The sequence below is a fragment of the Labilibaculum filiforme genome (assembly GCF_002843315.1).
GTDB lineage: Bacteria > Bacteroidota > Bacteroidia > Bacteroidales > Marinifilaceae > Labilibaculum > Labilibaculum filiforme.
In genome coordinates this window covers 121,765-137,973 of record NZ_MVDD01000007.1, presented here as the reverse complement: position 1 = coordinate 137,973, position 16,209 = coordinate 121,765, and the positions used below count along the sequence as shown (strand labels likewise).

General features: G+C 35.5%; 15 protein-coding genes and 1 tRNA gene. 9 read left to right on the top strand and 7 right to left on the bottom strand.

Features of this window, described 5'->3' with window-relative positions:
- Positions 1 to 53 precede the first annotated feature (53 nt).
- Entirely contained in the window at positions 54 to 443 is a 390-nt protein-coding gene (locus BZG02_RS11345; protein WP_101261551.1) for a response regulator, read from the top strand.
- Between the two features lie 77 nt (positions 444 to 520).
- Positions 521 to 2,053 carry a glutamate--tRNA ligase gene (gene gltX, locus BZG02_RS11340; protein WP_101261550.1) on the top strand — a complete coding sequence of 511 codons (1,533 nt, stop codon included), beginning with the start codon at positions 521 to 523 and terminating at the stop codon, positions 2,051 to 2,053.
- Positions 2,054 to 2,342: 289 nt separating this feature from the next.
- Here gltX and BZG02_RS11335 read toward each other — a convergent pair whose 3' ends face one another.
- Positions 2,343 to 4,055: a glutamine--tRNA ligase/YqeY domain fusion protein gene (locus tag BZG02_RS11335; RefSeq protein ID WP_101261549.1), complete on the bottom strand. Its 1,713-nt coding sequence runs from the start codon at positions 4,053 to 4,055 to the stop codon at positions 2,343 to 2,345.
- 299 nt (positions 4,056 to 4,354) lie between these two features.
- On the opposite strand from BZG02_RS11335, the gene folB reads away from it, so the two are divergent.
- The 5 genes from folB to BZG02_RS11305 all read left to right on the top strand — a co-directional run bounded on the left by folB (position 4,355) and on the right by BZG02_RS11305 (position 6,897).
- Entirely contained in the window at positions 4,355 to 4,705 is a 351-nt protein-coding gene (folB, locus tag BZG02_RS11325) for a dihydroneopterin aldolase (protein WP_101261547.1), read from the top strand.
- 117 nt (positions 4,706 to 4,822) lie between these two features.
- Positions 4,823 to 4,893, top strand: a tRNA-Cys gene (locus tag BZG02_RS11320).
- Between the two features lie 495 nt (positions 4,894 to 5,388).
- Entirely contained in the window at positions 5,389 to 5,910 is a 522-nt protein-coding gene (locus BZG02_RS11315; RefSeq protein ID WP_101261546.1) for a hypothetical protein, read from the top strand.
- A gap of 86 nt (positions 5,911 to 5,996) precedes the next feature.
- Positions 5,997 to 6,467, top strand: coding sequence for a helix-turn-helix transcriptional regulator (locus BZG02_RS11310; protein WP_101261545.1), 471 nt, complete (start codon positions 5,997 to 5,999; stop codon positions 6,465 to 6,467).
- A complete protein-coding gene (locus BZG02_RS11305; RefSeq protein WP_101261544.1) occupies positions 6,460 to 6,897 on the top strand; it encodes a hypothetical protein in 438 nt (145 codons plus the stop codon). Before BZG02_RS11310 ends, BZG02_RS11305 begins: the two co-directional genes overlap by 8 nt.
- Positions 6,898 to 7,352: 455 nt before the next feature.
- On the opposite strand, the gene BZG02_RS11300 is transcribed toward BZG02_RS11305, so the two are convergent.
- Both BZG02_RS11300 and BZG02_RS11295 read right to left on the bottom strand, forming a co-directional pair.
- Positions 7,353 to 8,693, bottom strand: a complete 1,341-nt coding sequence (locus tag BZG02_RS11300; RefSeq protein ID WP_101261543.1) for a ferredoxin reductase family protein — start codon at positions 8,691 to 8,693, stop codon at positions 7,353 to 7,355.
- Positions 8,694 to 8,843: 150 nt separating this feature from the next.
- Positions 8,844 to 9,593, bottom strand: coding sequence for a nitroreductase family protein (locus BZG02_RS11295; protein WP_101261542.1), 750 nt, complete (start codon positions 9,591 to 9,593; stop codon positions 8,844 to 8,846).
- A 481-nt stretch (positions 9,594 to 10,074) separates the two neighbouring features.
- Between BZG02_RS11295 and BZG02_RS11290 the strand changes: the two genes are divergently transcribed.
- Both BZG02_RS11290 and BZG02_RS11285 read left to right on the top strand, forming a co-directional pair.
- Positions 10,075 to 10,398: a cupin domain-containing protein gene (locus BZG02_RS11290; protein ID WP_101261541.1), complete on the top strand. Its 324-nt coding sequence runs from the start codon at positions 10,075 to 10,077 to the stop codon at positions 10,396 to 10,398.
- 230 nt (positions 10,399 to 10,628) lie between these two features.
- Positions 10,629 to 10,991, top strand: a complete 363-nt coding sequence (locus tag BZG02_RS11285) for a rhodanese-like domain-containing protein (protein WP_101261540.1) — start codon at positions 10,629 to 10,631, stop codon at positions 10,989 to 10,991.
- 421 nt (positions 10,992 to 11,412) lie between these two features.
- On the opposite strand, the gene BZG02_RS11280 is transcribed toward BZG02_RS11285, so the two are convergent.
- From BZG02_RS11280 to BZG02_RS11265, 4 genes are all read right to left on the bottom strand, one after another.
- Positions 11,413 to 12,378 carry a hypothetical protein gene (locus tag BZG02_RS11280; protein WP_143470458.1) on the bottom strand — a complete coding sequence of 322 codons (966 nt, stop codon included), beginning with the start codon at positions 12,376 to 12,378 and terminating at the stop codon, positions 11,413 to 11,415.
- Between the two features lie 182 nt (positions 12,379 to 12,560).
- A complete protein-coding gene (locus tag BZG02_RS11275; RefSeq protein WP_218972228.1) occupies positions 12,561 to 13,964 on the bottom strand; it encodes a BT_3987 domain-containing protein in 1,404 nt (467 codons plus the stop codon).
- A 25-nt stretch (positions 13,965 to 13,989) separates the two neighbouring features.
- Positions 13,990 to 15,132, bottom strand: a complete 1,143-nt coding sequence (locus tag BZG02_RS11270; RefSeq protein ID WP_101261538.1) for a DUF1735 and LamG domain-containing protein — start codon at positions 15,130 to 15,132, stop codon at positions 13,990 to 13,992.
- A 6-nt stretch (positions 15,133 to 15,138) separates the two neighbouring features.
- Positions 15,139 to 16,203, bottom strand: coding sequence for a glycoside hydrolase family 18 (locus BZG02_RS11265; RefSeq protein ID WP_101261537.1), 1,065 nt, complete (start codon positions 16,201 to 16,203; stop codon positions 15,139 to 15,141).
- Positions 16,204 to 16,209 lie beyond the last annotated feature (6 nt).

The following is a 16,209-nucleotide window of genomic DNA, read 5'->3' as shown; positions in this document are numbered from 1 at the left end:
AATTAATTGAATTAACTTAGAGTATAAATAGCAATAAGACGAAGTAATTAAATATGAATTTTTCAACAAACTATAACTGGGAAGGCAAAGTTTTGTTGGTTGCGGAAGATGAGGATTTTAATTTCATATTTTTGGAAGAAATACTCATGGATACCAATGCCAAAATAATTCGTGCCCGAGATGGACAGGAAGCGGTAGACCTTATCCAATCCAATTCAGAGATAGATTTGGTATTAATGGATATGCAAATGCCTATTATGAATGGGTATGATGCAACTAGAAATATCAAAAAAATAAATAAAGAAATGCCAATAATTGCACAAACTGCATATCATTATGGCGAAGCTTACGAGGAAATAATGGCTGCCGGTTGTGATGACTTTGTATCCAAACCTATTGATATTGGCGGTTTAAAGGATATGATTAATCGTTTTCTATTTTAAGTTAATTTTCTGCTTTTTTCTCCCCTTTACTTTTCTTCTTATTTCTTATCTTTGTTGTCAAATTAAAGGATATTATAATGAACGATAAGAAAGTACGGGTTCGATTTGCTCCTAGTCCTACAGGACCTCTTCATATGGGTGGTGTTAGAACAGCCCTTTTCAACTATTTATTTGCTAGAAAACACAATGGTGATTTTTTGCTTCGTATCGAAGATACCGATCAAACAAGATATGTTCCGGGTGCGGAAGCATATATTGCGGAGTCGTTAAAATGGTGTGGAATTCAAATTGATGAAGGAGCAACCGTAGGTGGTGAATATGGTCCTTATCGCCAATCGGAGCGGAAGCTAATGTATCGTGAGTATGCCGATCAGTTGATTGCTTCGGGAAATGCATATTTTGCTTTCGATACTCCCGAAGAATTGGATGCTATTCGTGCTAAACACGAGGAAGAGAAGAAGACTTTTACCTACAATTATGCAACCCGCGAAAATTTAAATAACTCTTTGGCTTTACCAGCCGATGAAGTTAAAGCGAAAATTGAAGCTGGCGAAGCTTATGTAGTACGATTTAAAATGCCTGTTGGCGAAGAACTGCAGTTAAGCGATGAAATTCGTGGACGTGTAGTATTTAATACCTCGGCTTTGGATGATAAAGTATTGTTTAAATCAGACGGTATGCCAACTTATCATCTGGCAAATGTGGTGGATGATTATTTAATGAAAATTTCACATGTTATTCGCGGAGAAGAATGGTTGCCATCTATGCCATTGCATGTGTTACTATACAGATCTTTTGGCTGGGATAATGAGATGCCTAAATTTGCTCATCTTCCATTGATTTTAAAACCAGTAGGAAAAGGGAAATTAAGCAAACGAGACGGCGATAAATTAGGTTTCCCTGTTTTTCCATTGGAATGGAAGGATCCTAAAACAGATGAAATTTCATCGGGATACCGCGAAGGTGGATATTTTCCGGAAGCTTTTGTAAATATGCTGGCTTTTCTGGGATGGAATCCTGGTACAGAACAGGAAATCTTCTCAATGGAAGAGCTTTCTCAAGCTTTCTCGTTGGAGCGCGTTGGAAAATCAGGTTCTAAATTCGATCCTGAAAAAACGAAATGGTTCAATCATCAATATCTAATTAAAAAGTCGGAAGAGGAAGTGGGAGCTTTGTTTGCTGATCAGGTATTAAAATTAAAAGGCATACAGGCCGATCAAAGCATTGTAAACCGTGTTTGCGGTATGGTAAAGGATCGTGTTGTTTTTGTTTCGGAACTTTGGGAGCAGGTGAACTACTTTTTTGAAGCACCTGTAGAATTTGATGCAAAAACCGTGAAAAAAGGGTGGAAAGAGGATACTTCAGCTTTGGTAATTGAATTGAAAGGTATTCTGGAAGGAATTGAAGATTTTTCGTCGGCGAATACCGAAGAGCAGGTAAAAGAATGGATCACTGCCAAAGAAATTGGTTTTGGAAAAGTGATGAATCCTTTTCGTTTGGCTATGGTAGGAGCTGGTAAAGGCCCGCACATGTTCGATATTATCGAAATACTTGGAAAAAAGGAAACCATTGCCCGTTTAAATTATGCATTGGAAACCATTAAAATATAATTGAGATTTCTTCTCAGCAATATGAACCACTTCCAGTTTTGGAGGTGGTTTTTTCACAATAATACCGTACCAATTAAAGGAATGAGTCTTTCCCTTGCAGGGAAAGTGCCGTGAGGCGAAAGGGTGTGTTGGTTCATAACAGTTCTCTGTCCTGTCGGACATCTCACCTAAAAAGGGAGACACTATAAAGTAAAGAGATTGCTAAAAAATTAATTGGTAGGACATAAAAAAACCTGTCAGAATTATGCATTCTGACAGGTTTGTATATAAATAAATGGAATTGATTCAATTATTTTTTTTGTGTCTTGGACCAAGAATCCTTTAAGGAAACGGTACGATTGAAAACCATTTTTGCAGCGGTAGAATCTTTATCTACCGAGAAATAGCCCAAACGGGTAAATTGAAAATGATCTTCCGCTTTTGCATCTTTTAAGCTTGGCTCTACGTAACACTCATTTAAAATCTGAAGGGAATCAGGATTAATGAATTCTTTAAAATCAGTTTCTTTCTGAGCATCAGGAGCTTCGTGATTGAAAAGACGATCGTAAATACGAACCTCAGCTTTTGCAGCATGCTTGGCCGAAACCCAATGAAGTGTTCCTTTTACTTTGCGTTTGCTTTCTTCCGATCCACTACCACTTTTCGATTTTGCATCGTAGGTACAGTGAATTTCAGTAATGTTTCCGGCAGCATCTTTTACTGCCTTTTCGCACATTACAATGTAAGCAGCTTTTAGTCGAACCTCTTGTCCTGGAGTCATTCTAAAGAATTTTCTAGGCGCATCTTCTAAAAAGTCGTCTCTCTCGATATACAATTCACGAGAAAAAGGAATTTCACGATTTCCACTTTCTGGATCTTCAGGATTATTTTCAATACTCAAAAACTCCTCCTGATTTTCAGGATAATTGGTCACGATCAATTTCACAGGATTTAAAACCGCCATTACACGAGGAGCTGTTTTGTTCAAATCCTCACGAACGCAATGTTCTAAAAGAGAAACATCAATAACGTTGTTTCGTTTAGCAACACCAATAGTATCTGCAAAATGACGAATGGAAGCAGGTGTAAATCCTCTTCTACGCAATCCAGATACGGTTGGCATACGCGGATCATCCCATCCATTTACATGATTGTCTTTTACCAATTCTAGCAACTTACGCTTACTCATTACAGTATAGCTTAAGTTTAAACGGGCAAATTCGCGCTGTTTTGGACGGTAGGCAGTTTCGGTTAGGTTACTAACAAACCATTCGTATAAAGGGCGGTGAACCTCAAATTCCAAGGTGCAAATTGAGTGCGTAATGCCCTCGATATAATCCGACTCACCGTGTGCATAATCATACATTGGGTAAATACACCATTGGTCGCCAGTACGGTGATGATGTGCATGCATAATACGATACATCAACGGATCGCGTAGGTGCATATTCGAAGAGGTCATGTCAATTTTTGCACGAAGTACTTTTTCTCCGTCCTTAAATTCTCCATTCTTCATTCTTGCGAATAAGTCAAGATTTTCCTCTACACTTCGGTTGCGAAATGGACTCTCGGTTCCCGGAACTGTTGGTGTGCCTTTTTGTTCTGCAATTTGTGCCGCAGTTTGATCGTCAACATAGGCTTTGCCATCAGTTATCAGCTTCACAGCCCAATCGTACAATTGCTGAAAATAGTCAGAAGTATATAAAGGTTCTCCATCCCAATGAAATCCTAACCATTTAATGTCATCCATAATGGAATTTACATACTCGGTATCTTCTTTTACAGGATTTGTATCATCGAAACGTAAATTACATTTTCCCTGATATTGCTGGGCAAGGCTAAAGTTTAGGCATATCGACTTAGCGTGACCGATGTGCAAGTACCCGTTTGGTTCCGGAGGGAATCGGGTGTGTACTCTACCATCATTCACATTGTTTTTCAGATCTTCTTCAATAATCTGCTGGATAAAATTAAGAGATTTACTTTCGTTAACATTCTCTTCTTTTACATTTTTGTTATCCATACTACTCAATTTTAAATGATACATGTATTAGCCTAAGATTCGGAACCGAATCCTGCCTTGCGTTTCGATTCGAAATGCGATCTGTTAAATGTACAATTATTTGATAGATCGCTTACATTATGAAACGAAAAACAAAAGTAGATAAAACAATTAATAATTAGCAATAGAACAATTAATAATATTGCTCTTGGAGTATTGTAATGAGATTTGTGGGTGCGAATTTGTAATTTAGGGAGTTGAGTTTTGGATTTTGGGATTTGTAGTTTAATTTCGCCAAACAATATTACAACAAAAAACACATGGGAATTATTGAATTAGAGGGCATGGAATTTTATGCCTATCACGGTTGTTTTAAGGAAGAACAAATTGTTGGTAACAAGTTTATCGTTTATGTGCGCATGGAATACAATGCAGAAAAGGCCGTAAAATCGGATTATATTGGTGATGCTTTGAATTATCAGCGTGCTTACGAAATGATTAAGGAGCAATTGCAGGTAAAATCTCATTTGTTGGAACATGTTGCCGAGAGAATTTTGGATATTTTGTATAAAAACTTCCCAGAATTAGTGCATGCAACTGTAAAAGTATCGAAAATGAACCCGCCAATGGGTGGACAAATAGAAAAAGTGAGCCTAACTTTATCTCGTTAATTCTTTGATTAGGTCGGCATTGCAAAAATATCGTAATATTTTTATTACAAAAGCGGAGAAAAGTTTGCGGGAGTAAAACAGAAATTTATATCTTTGCAACGCCTTTACGGTAGATAGGGTCTCTTGGCCGAGTGGCTAGGCACCGGTCTGCAAAACCGTCCACGGCGGTTCGAATCCGCCAGAGACCTCAAAAACGACGAAATCATGCTTGCATGGTTTCGTTTTTTTTTGCCCAAAAATTACATCTTTTCATTACTATTCTACTTTTGGCTTTGCGCAAGTTTGTGTGAACTGCAATATGTGTGAATGCAAAGAGGTGGTAATTTATTTTTTCCATATCTCTCTTCACTAGAGTTTGCATTTGTTCATGTTCAAATCATATACTTATTGTAAAGTATATTTTTTTTGCTACTTTAGTATGTTCTTGCATTAAGCGTACTGTTAGATATGATATAATCTTTAAGATCAAAATATTAATAGGATTTTTTATGACGGAACACTAAGTAGGCTTGTGGAAGCTAATTGTGTGTTTTGAGGATCTTGATTTTCCGCCTTTTGATGCTAAGGATGAATTTGGCAACTTTTTGGTGACAAAAGGAATGAAATTATTGAGGTATTGGTTGCCTAGATTTTAAGACGTTCATCAAAAATAATTGATAAAAGTAAACCTACAAGTTGATTTTATGGAAATCATTCCTATATTTGAGGAGAATTTATATGCTACTAAATATAGTGGTGAAAGTAAAGATGAGTTGGAAAGACTCTTCGACTTATGGGATGATATCGAGCATCTTAATGAGTTTTTTGAAGAGCACGAAGCTGATTTAGGCTATTTTAAATTATCAATTGAACAAGCAGTCCAGGAAACAAGAAAAGAAGCAGAAAAACTTAGTGATGCTTTATTCAATGCTCTTTCTGAAAGCCCTGTACAATTAGAAACTTTATTTCGAAATTTAGATAATAAAGAAATCCAGACAATTTCTTTATCAAAACAAAAGTCCAAACGAAGATGGTTACGCTTATATGCTATTAGAATAGACAAAGATGTTTATCTCATTACAGGAGGAGCTATTAAACTCACTCATAAAATGGATGAAAGAGAGCACACCGATAACGAGTTATCAAAGCTAGAAATATGTAAATCATATTTGCAAGAAAACAATGTATTTGATGATGATTCCTTTAAAGAAATGCTTAACGAATAATTAATGATATAAGAAAAATATCTTATTTTAAGCATTCATATTAATCTTGATTAATGCTAGTGATTAGACCAATCAAACCTTACAGCATGGAACCAAAAGAAAATTTACAAAACTTCAAAAAACTAGTTAATAAAGAAAAATCTGGCTGGTTGGAGAAGGCGAAATATCGTCGCGAAAATAAAGCGTGGTTAGATAAATCTGCGAGCATTGCTATTCGTATTTTATCAGAAATACGTAAGCAAAAGCCTGTTAATGGAATGAGTCAGAAAAGATTAGCTGAGGAAATGAGAGTTACGCCTCAATACATTAATAAAGTGGTTAAAGGGAAAGAAAACCTAACCATCGAAACTATTTGTAAAATTGAAAGAGTACTAGGAGTTTCATTAATGGAGGTTCCCTCTTTTTACGTATTCCAAGAATACCCTTCACCAGTTGTTATTTATAAGAAGGTGGAGCGAAACAATGCGCAACCTATTGCCATAAAACAATTAGATTTCCAATTGGTAGGTAAAACTCCAAATTATACAAATTATATATCTGACGGAACTCATGGATAATACACCTAATGAAATTGGTTTTGCTTTGGCGAAAGTAAGCACTGAACAATTTGCAATAATTGAGGACGCATATACCAACGACGGAAATATTAGTTTAGGTACTAATATAAGGTTTGGTTGCGATGCTGATAATAAAATGATTGCTGTTTTTGCATTATTTACATTTCAATGCAATGAAAAAGCATTTCTGATAATTGAAGCGGGTTGTCATTTTAATGTAAGAGAAGATGCATGGGAGAAAATGCTAGATACTGAGAACAATTCTCTAACTGCACCTCATGGATTTATGCAACACATGACTGTTTTGACCATTGGAACCACACGAGGTGTATTACATGCTAAAACTGAAAATACTCCTTTCAATCAATTCGTATTGCCTACTATTAATGTATCTGAAATTATTCAACAGGACAGTATATTTAAGTTTTAAACTTAGAGAGATTTAACTTTCCGGAACATATCGCCTTTATATGTTTTTTTTTAATAAAACTGGAAGCGTTATAAAATAATTAGAAAGGGTTGAACTGAGAAGAGATCTCTAAGTAAATTTATAAAGCCCCAATTCTACGAGTTGGGGCTTTGTTATTTTTAGGCGTTGCCGTTTTTGTTTTATTCTTAAAAAGCTACGGCGGTGTTCCAGCTCAATAACCCACTATCCCACTATCCGCTTTATTTGTTAAATACCTTATTCTTATTTAAAACTAAATTTTCCTTTGTCGTTTTATCGTTAACTTTTTGCTAAAATAGTTTCGATTATGTCACGATGTTCTAAATTTTGTCCATTTCTTACTCTGAATTAATAGCAGAAAAATGTGTGTTAGACTTTAGCTAATTTCCCTTTGTTAATGATTCAACAAAGTTTCATTCGCCATCTTCTCAAATAAATTAGCGCATCTCAAATAATTCCTGATGAAACTTTGAATGAAGTCCATTTCTTTTAAAGTCTTTCTTTATTGATTTCCCCATTTTTGAGGGACCGCAAAACCAAACACTTGCAGATTTCCAATTCAAAACAGAATTTCGGATGTGTTCTCCTGAAATTAGAGCTGATTTAGAGGTTTCAAATAAGTGTAAATTGATGTTGGCTTCTGCTGAGACTTGCTCTAACTTTTTCTTGAAATTAGAATCTAATTTCATTGCTGAGTAGAAAAAATCAATTTGTTGCTTATTATTCACTTGTGCTAAACGTTCCATTCGTGCTAAAAACGGAGTGATACCAACACCTCCAGCTATCCATATTTGACTTTCTTTTTTGTCGTTAAAAGTAAAATTGCCATAAGCACCTTCGAGTATTATCGAGTCGCCGATTTTTAATTTATTAGCCAAATTATTAGTATAACCTCCAAGAGCCTTAATGGTAAAGCTGATATTTTTGGTCTTTTTATCCCAAGCCGAACTGATTGTAAAAGGATGGTGTGGCTCTTTCTTTTCAAATTTCAGAAATGCAAATTGCCCTTCATTGTGTCCTTTCCATTTATCGCTTTTTACTATTAATTCTAACATATTCATGTCGGGATATGTGTTGATAGACTGAATAGAACCTTCAGATTTTCGTTTCTTGCCCACTTGTCCCAAAAGAACAATAAACGAAGAAACTGTTCCTGCTATCATCATAATTGCCATACTTATACCAATGGGTTCCGTCCAATAATCGATATACATTAGTGCAAAAGAATGAAAAACCAAGGCCAAATAAATTACTGCCATTGCAATGTGAGTTTTTGCAAAAAAACGATAGGGTATCTTCTTTAGCAAGGCCATAATTAGAAACAAAACGGTTAAATAAAAAGCGTACTCACCTACATGAAGAGCTGTAGATTCAAGAGATTCCAAAAACTTTTCAAATACGCCAGGTTCAACGGTTAAATCCTCGGTGGCTCCAGAGATAGCATCCAAAATTATTAATCGATCTAAATGCGACCACCATTGTGGCAATTTTGACACTAACCAGTGCATAATAGAAAACGAGAATGCAAGAATACCGAGCCATTTATGCAGACGGTAAGTTTTATCAAGTCCGCCCAGGCGTTTTTCAATCCATAGGGGACGAGTTGCCAATAGCATTGAAAAAGTCATAGCAGAAAAAGCTATAATTCCGGTATATTGATCCAAACTCTTAGTAAACAAGTTGGAATCAAACGGAATATACAATAATGTATTTGTCAACAACCAAATTATTGTGATAACAGTAATTGACACAGCGAGTGCTAGTTTTATTTTATTCATACAAGCTTTCCAATTCGATTAGAACTTCTTGCCATTAAGATTATTTTCATTTTTGGGAATTTACTTTAGACGACAAAATTTTAAGAAAAAAAATGTAGAGACAATTCAGGAACTGCCTCTACATACAATTTAAAAATGTTTTTAATTCAATTAAAGTTCAATAATCACATCTTCTTTTGCCATACGTGATTTAGGCAATTTAGAGTTATAATCTTTTCCATCTTCGTGATAACCAATTGCTAAAGCAAAAGTACATTCATAATCATCGCCTAACTCTTTGGCAAATTCTTTTTGAATTTCTTCATTGTCAACACCTTCCATTGGAGTAGAATCGATATTCAGGCGTGCTAATGTGTGCAGCACATTACCCAAAGCAATGTAAGATTGTGCTTTTGTCCAATGTCCATTGTTTCCATTTTCATCAGCCACCATTTCAGCAAATACGAATGCTCCTTCAAGTTGTTTATCATATCCTTTTTGATTCAAGCGTCCGGCAGCCATATCAGCATCTAATCGTTTTTTGTAATCCTCTTTGCTATAATGCACTTTATTGGCAAAAAGAATAATTTCTGAAGCGTTTGTAGCGTGTGGTTGATTGAATTTATACTTTTCAAAAGTGCCTGCTAAACGTTGTTTTGCTTCATCGCTTTTAATAACGATAAATTTCCACGGCTGTGAGTTGATAGAGGAAGGCGATAAGCGCAATACTTCTTCTATGGTTGCCAAATCTTCAGGTGAAACGCGTTTTGTATTATCGTAAGCTTTTGATGTATAGCGACTGTTTAAATCTTCGATGATTTGATTACCAACAGAAACTTTGGATGTTTCTCCTTTTTCTTTTGGTGCACAGGCTCCTAGAACTCCTGCGACAACTGCCAAAATTAAAATTATTTTTTTCATGATTTATTTTTTTAAATTTAATATTACTACAATTTTTATTGTTGTTTTTAGGATCATAAGCCGAAAGAATGGTTAAAATCCTTGTACCATAATTTCAATTCCTAATTACTTGGTATTGCGGTACAAGAAAGAAAAAATTTTCATTTGAATTATTGTATTAAAAAAGGAAAATATGGTATTCATCGCGGTTGACTGCTTGTGAATAGCGGTCTTGCTAAGTTTTCGTGGGCGATTAAATATTATTCCTTATCAATGCGCCAAGTAAGCAAGCCGATTAAATTTACGTATTTATTTTTTGAGCAAGAAAAATTGCATTGGCTGGCTGGTGTTTTTTAATTGAACTAAGCTTTCAAGCTGAAGGTCAACTTCCATGACAATTTGGTGTTTTTAGTTGCTTAGTGTAACATATGGTACTGTTTCTTTATGGAAGGAAGTGGATCTTTACCACAGTTAGTTATTAATTAGGCAAATACAGTAAGTTATGGAAGTAAGGAGAATATTTGAAACCGAAGCATTTGTAAATGGTCATGGTGTTGAGGCCAGAAAGTTTTACCAAAGTGAACACATGATGATGGTACACCTAAGTTTAAAACCTGGTGATATTATTACTAAGCATGCTGCTCCTCTTGATGTTTGTTTTTTTGTTTTGGAGGGGAAAGGAATTGTGGAAATAGGCGAGGAGAGCAGGGATGTGGAAGCAGATACCTTAATCGAGAGTCCTGCGAACTGTGGACATGGCTGGAGGAATGAAAGTGATGAGCTATTGCGAATTTTGGTGATTAAAATGCAAAAGGCATCCAAATAAAATATAATTATATGGGATAAAGGAACCTATTGGTGAAGTACACTGGTAGGTTTTTTATTTTTATGGAGCAGTAGCTTGTTTTAACAAACTTTAAGTTTCTACGCGATCATATTTTGGTTATTGGATGATGGAGAGTGGCATATTTTTCTATATTTGTTAAACCCTTTATCGATATTGCTAATGAGAAGGGATTATGGATACTACAATTAGTTAATTTAAAATATAAGCATATGTTCTTTTTTAAAAATAATGATAACGGCCCCAAAACAAGTTACACTGCTCTTGAGTTAATGAACGAAATGGAGAAGCGAAAAGATATTTTGCTGATTGATGTTCGAGATGATAATGAATTGGCGAAAGAGGGGATTAAAGGTGCCATGCACATTTCTGCAAACCAAATTCCCGATAAGCTTCCTCTTCTGCCTAAAGATAAGGATATGGTGATTTTCTGTCATGTAGGATTTCGAAGCAAACAAGTAAGAAATTACCTGCGTAAAGCTGGATTTTACAGAACAGCACATTTAAAAGGTGGATTAAACAGTTGGAATAAAGAACTAAAACGAAAAGCTAGCGAACTTAGCACGGCTGAATAGGCATTTAATAAAAAATAGAAAAGGCTCAATAATTTGATTTATTGAGCCTTTTCTATATGCTACTGTTTATTGCTTTAAAATAAACGGTATTAATTATCGTGCTGTTATTTAATAACCTAACAATAATTCATGCTTGCAGTTTTCATTGATAAAAAAAGAGAACAGAGAATGAACTCTTACCATTTTGTAATATATTCGTTCAGACTCTGTCCTCGTTCATTGTTAACCCGAACTAAAATAAGTGAAATGCTAAAACTCAAATTTTAATTCTTACTATCCTCCAAAATCACAACTTAATTGAGGATATATTTTAATGAGCTTGGATAAAAGTTAGGCTGAGCCAATACTTTTAAAAGAGAATAGCAAGGGCAATGGTTTAAAAGCTGATTGCCCTTGTTTTAATTTGTATTTAGTGCTTAAATCAAAGATTTATACTTTGACAGAAATGACCAAAATTTAATTTCTCATCCCTTATGTAGGAGTATACCCCCCAAACTTTAGTGCCATCATTTTTGATGATTTCTACGCTAACAGACTCGTTTAATTTAATCTGTGCAAAATAAAGCCAGATATCTAATCTTCCATTTGCTTTAACCCCAGGCGATTTGTCTCCAGAGAAATAAACTTTGTAGTAATAACCGTAACTACTATCCAAGCCAATCATTGTTGTTCCATCCACATTTGTGCTAACTTCACTTAAATAATACTCGTGCATGTCTTTCGTGTTATAGATATAACGACTTTCTTCATTGGCCATTATTTCTTCTAGTTCGGCGGTATTATAAGGAATTGTAGTGGTACTAATTGTTACAGGAATACTCAATGATAAACCATAAGAATCTGTCAAAGTAATCGTTGCTTTTCCCTCTTTGTTGGCAACAATAACAATCTCACTATCATTTTCGATGCTTGCCGATACAATTTCACTTTCGGTGTTTACCTTATAATCGCCATTGCCTTGTGTAATTGGAATTCTCATGGTTTTAGAATGCCCTAAAGGTATTTCCACATTAATTTCACTATTTTCGATGCTTAATGTGTTGTAAAAAGCCACTACACTTAGTTCTTTGTATTGGCTATTTTTATCGGAGATTACTATGGAAGTACGTCCTCTTTTTAAGGCGCTTAATTTTAAAATATTATCTTCCAGTATTACTGAAACAACATCTGGATTGGAAGAAAAAGCATGGTATTCTCCACCTCCTTGTGTAATATTTACATTACTGATATTAGCAACCTCAATATCTACTGTTGATTTTTCAAGAACCAATTCAGGAACTTCTTCTGTTGGTAGAATATCATTATCATCATCATTGTCGTCGCAAGAGGTAAAGCCCAAAGGCAAAACCATGATTAGCAAGAACAACAGTTTATTAAGTAATTTCATCTGTTTTAATTTAAGATTTTCAAATTCAAACTGTAAAACCATTCAAGTTGATTGAATTGTCTTTCGACATATTTTACATCTTCATCATTAAATTTTAATAGTTTCCTCAGGCGCGATCACCTGAGGGAAACTTAAACAATATTATTCTGTAAAAAGAGTGCTTAAATACTCCTTTATTTTGTCTACCAGTCTTTTTTATATGGGTTTTCGTTGTAAACCAATTCGTCATCGAACAGCTTGTCGGCAATACTTTCCATTGCTTGTTTCTGGCGATCAAAATTGCTTCGGAAAGGGTCCATAGCAAAAATCATGTGAGCGCCATAACCATCGTTTCGCATGTTTTCTAAATTCGAATCTAGTGTCCAATAACCTCTACTGAATTCCTGTGAATATAGAGCCATTCCTGCTTTTGGCATTCCCGGGTAGTTAGTACTTAAATCTGAACTCCCGCCATAATCATGAATACCATAATCAACAAAGGTACCCGATTGCTGACCATCAATATCTGGTAAAGAGGAAGTAGATCCGTAAGCATACGAACAAACCAAACGATCGGGCATCGCTAGTTTTGCTTCGAAACAAAGACGAGAAGCTGCTGCTGACGATGGAGATACAAATCCTACAGGCACTGGGTTTTGATAGGCTGAATACTCATCATCAATAAAAATTCCATCTAAGTGATATGAATCGCAAACTACTTTTAATTCCTGAGCAAACACTTTTGCTGTTTCATCAGCCAAATTGGAAACTCCGGCACGATCGTGATTTCCCAAAATACCCAGTACGATTTTCATTCCTCTGTCTTGCAAAGGCTTCAAATACTTTTCTCGGTTATCTAAAATGTGCTGAACATTTGGGTTATTGTATATGTATACCTTACCCGTTTCATTATTGTAATTGATGTTCGCAGAAAATAAAATTACAATATCGATTAGAGGTTTACCGCTTTCTTTTAGAGTGAAACACAAGTTGTTTAGTGGATTGGTATCGTTCACTTCCATACAGCTGATAATCTTTATTCCACTAGCTTTATCAACAGTAGGAACTGTACTAAAATCCTTTACAAAAATTAGATAAGTTGATTCTTTTTCAGATAATTTCATGTTTCCCGATTTTACTTCTACACGAACAGGAATTACATAAGTTTTCTGAGCTTGTAAAGCATCGGAGGTAATGAAGTTAACCAATGTTTTTTCAGATTTATTGCTTCCTTTTACTAGTTGAAAATCACTTCCGAAGCTTACCAAATCCTTAGGAAATAAAGCATAATCTGTGTTGTTTTCATCATTGTAAACTTGAAGTAATTTTTCTTCGAATTTTAAATTGGCTACAACATCGGTTTCGGCATTTTTTGAAGTGGACAAATACATTTCTGCCTGCCCTTGATTGCGAAATTCTACCAATGAGCTTTCTCGTTTTCCTGCATTGTTCACTAGGTAAGCAATTGCATCGGAGCTTGTAGTGTACTGATTTTCATCTACACTTGTAACATCAATACTATCGTCGCAGGCGGTAAAAAAGCCCATTACTGCAATTGCGACAGTAAGTATTAAATTTCTTTTGAATGATATATTATATTTCATCATTTTTCAGTTTTTAATTACAACTCAATTACTCGCCTGGTTCAGGTAATGTAACCGGAGTCCATCGTAAAGTAGAATTTGCGACTGCATTATTTCCATTTCCAGTATGATCTTCTATCGATAGAGCAGATTCATCATCAAATTTCCAATAGGCAACCAAACCTTCCGAAGCTGGATTAACATAGTACGGATTTGCAGCGATTTCCTCTTTACTGCGAACTACATTCCAAATTCTACACTCCGAGATTTCACCTGCCAAGTATCTTTCATCAGCCCATGAACGACCAATGCAGAATCCGCTTGTTCCACCTTTTCCAAGGTTCACATCTCCTAAAGATTTGGTAGTTTCAGACTGCTTACTTCCGTTCACATAAACAATCATTTCTCCTGTTGCAGAATCGTAGGTTAGTGCAATGTGTACCCACTCGTTGGTTGGCAATCCTTTATTAGTATCTCCATCAGGAAAATTACCATTGCTTGTTGCTACCTGAATTTGATTGCTTGGGAATCCGGCATCTCCTAAACGAATTAAGAATTGCCCTTCAATACCCATTAGTGTACTGATCATTCTGTCGAAATTGCTAATTCGAACCAATGCTTCCATTGTTAATTGCGATAAGTTGTTGCACACATCAGGATTTGTCCAGTTGATGGTTAAATAATTCTCCTCAATATCGGCTACAACATTAATTAAGGCAGCACCTTTAATTACATAGTACAATGTTTTAGCACTTTTCAACACATCAATATCATTGCTATCCATGGTCACTGGCAAAACATATACAATTTCGCGATCTAGCAGACTCAAATCCATAAAAAGAATTTTTAATTCTTTAGATAAAACATTTCCTGCTGTAATGGTAACTGTGTTTTCAGGTAGTGAATAGTTTTCTGCAGGCAACATTACAGCATTGTCGTAATAGGCCTGATTATAAGTAGCCACCAAAGCAGGATCAATGCTGTAATTCACAACAATATCCTCTATGCTTGGTTTCGCAATAGCGGCCTGAATGTTTTTTTCAATATCATTCACTCCTGCTTTTACTAATAACTCGCTAGTTTTAGAAGAACTACTAACATATACTTTATTGTCGAAATCATCATCCGAGCCATCGCAGCCAAATGAAAAGAGCATCAAGAATAAAGCTGTATATAAAATATAGTGTTTCATTTCAGTTTAATTTTTAAGTGATGGATTAATGTTATCTATCGCCATTCGGGTATAATGATATATACGTTCCGGACTAAAGAAATCATTACTCACATTATATATCCCCATACCAACAACAGAGAATCCTTCATGCTCAGCAGCAACCCAAACCGAGGTTCCTGTAATCGAATGAGTTTCGCCATCGGCCCAAAATCCGGTCTTCATATCCGCAGGATCAAGAGAAATTGTTCCTACTGCAACAATAAATCTGTCGGTAGGTACTCCGGCTACAGCTGCAGAATAAATATTGTAGCTTAATTTGGAAGCGTTACCAGCAGTTGCACATGGAATAATAATGTATTTGCAATCAGGCAGAAAACTCTTGTCTAAAAGATTTTGCGGTTTTCCCTGAAACAGGACCATTTTATCCTCATTTCTGGAACTCCAATCTTTCAAAATTCCAATAAAGGCATTGTGATAACTTTTGTACTCTGTTTTTTCGATCTCTGTCATGTGAAGAATGCTTTTCCCTTCGTAGGCAAAACAAACACCATCGTAATTGTATTTGTTCACTAAAGAAAAAGAGTTGTGCAAACTGTCTACCATATAGTTGATGAAAGTTGGTAGTGGAGATGTTATCTCTATGCCGTCTTCTTTCGCCTTGTTCTCTGCATCTTTTAGCAAAGTATAGCTTTGTTTAATGGCATCGAAACTAAGGGTGAACACAAATTTGGTTCCTTTATTCTCTCTAGTTTCACTGATTTCTTCTATTTCTCTGTCCACCAGATTGTTCGGGTAAAGTATCGAAACAATATCAGTACTGTCGGGAATCACATTGATGTGCTGAGCACGGTTAAAAGGTTGTTTTTCCTTATTATCGAAGCTCACAAAAATGGTTTTATGATTAGATTCCTTATAGGTTCTCAGGCTTTCCAAATAATCTGCATAAAGTGCAGGATTTTCATCTTCGATACCTGGTTGGTTGATATCCAATGACTCATTATCTGTCCAGTCGTCACAAGAGGTCAACAGAAATGAAGCAATCAGACCCATTCCGCATAGTGCAAACTTATATTTTGATATATTCTTCATGTTCTG

Coding starts and splice junctions, on each gene's coding strand:
- BZG02_RS11345 (WP_101261551.1), top strand. CDS start 54: ATGAATTTTTCAACAAACTATAACTGGGAAGGCAAAGTTTTGTTGGTT.
- gltX (WP_101261550.1), top strand. CDS start 521: ATGAACGATAAGAAAGTACGGGTTCGATTTGCTCCTAGTCCTACAGGA.
- BZG02_RS11335 (WP_101261549.1), bottom strand. CDS start 4,055: ATGGATAACAAAAATGTAAAAGAAGAGAATGTTAACGAAAGTAAATCT.
- folB (WP_101261547.1), top strand. CDS start 4,355: ATGGGAATTATTGAATTAGAGGGCATGGAATTTTATGCCTATCACGGT.
- BZG02_RS11315 (WP_101261546.1), top strand. CDS start 5,389: ATGGAAATCATTCCTATATTTGAGGAGAATTTATATGCTACTAAATAT.
- BZG02_RS11310 (WP_101261545.1), top strand. CDS start 5,997: ATGGAACCAAAAGAAAATTTACAAAACTTCAAAAAACTAGTTAATAAA.
- BZG02_RS11305 (WP_101261544.1), top strand. CDS start 6,460: ATGGATAATACACCTAATGAAATTGGTTTTGCTTTGGCGAAAGTAAGC.
- BZG02_RS11300 (WP_101261543.1), bottom strand. CDS start 8,693: ATGAATAAAATAAAACTAGCACTCGCTGTGTCAATTACTGTTATCACA.
- BZG02_RS11295 (WP_101261542.1), bottom strand. CDS start 9,593: ATGAAAAAAATAATTTTAATTTTGGCAGTTGTCGCAGGAGTTCTAGGA.
- BZG02_RS11290 (WP_101261541.1), top strand. CDS start 10,075: ATGGAAGTAAGGAGAATATTTGAAACCGAAGCATTTGTAAATGGTCAT.
- BZG02_RS11285 (WP_101261540.1), top strand. CDS start 10,629: ATGTTCTTTTTTAAAAATAATGATAACGGCCCCAAAACAAGTTACACT.
- BZG02_RS11280 (WP_143470458.1), bottom strand. CDS start 12,378: ATGAAATTACTTAATAAACTGTTGTTCTTGCTAATCATGGTTTTGCCT.
- BZG02_RS11275 (WP_218972228.1), bottom strand. CDS start 13,964: ATGATGAAATATAATATATCATTCAAAAGAAATTTAATACTTACTGTC.
- BZG02_RS11270 (WP_101261538.1), bottom strand. CDS start 15,132: ATGAAACACTATATTTTATATACAGCTTTATTCTTGATGCTCTTTTCA.
- BZG02_RS11265 (WP_101261537.1), bottom strand. CDS start 16,203: ATGAAGAATATATCAAAATATAAGTTTGCACTATGCGGAATGGGTCTG.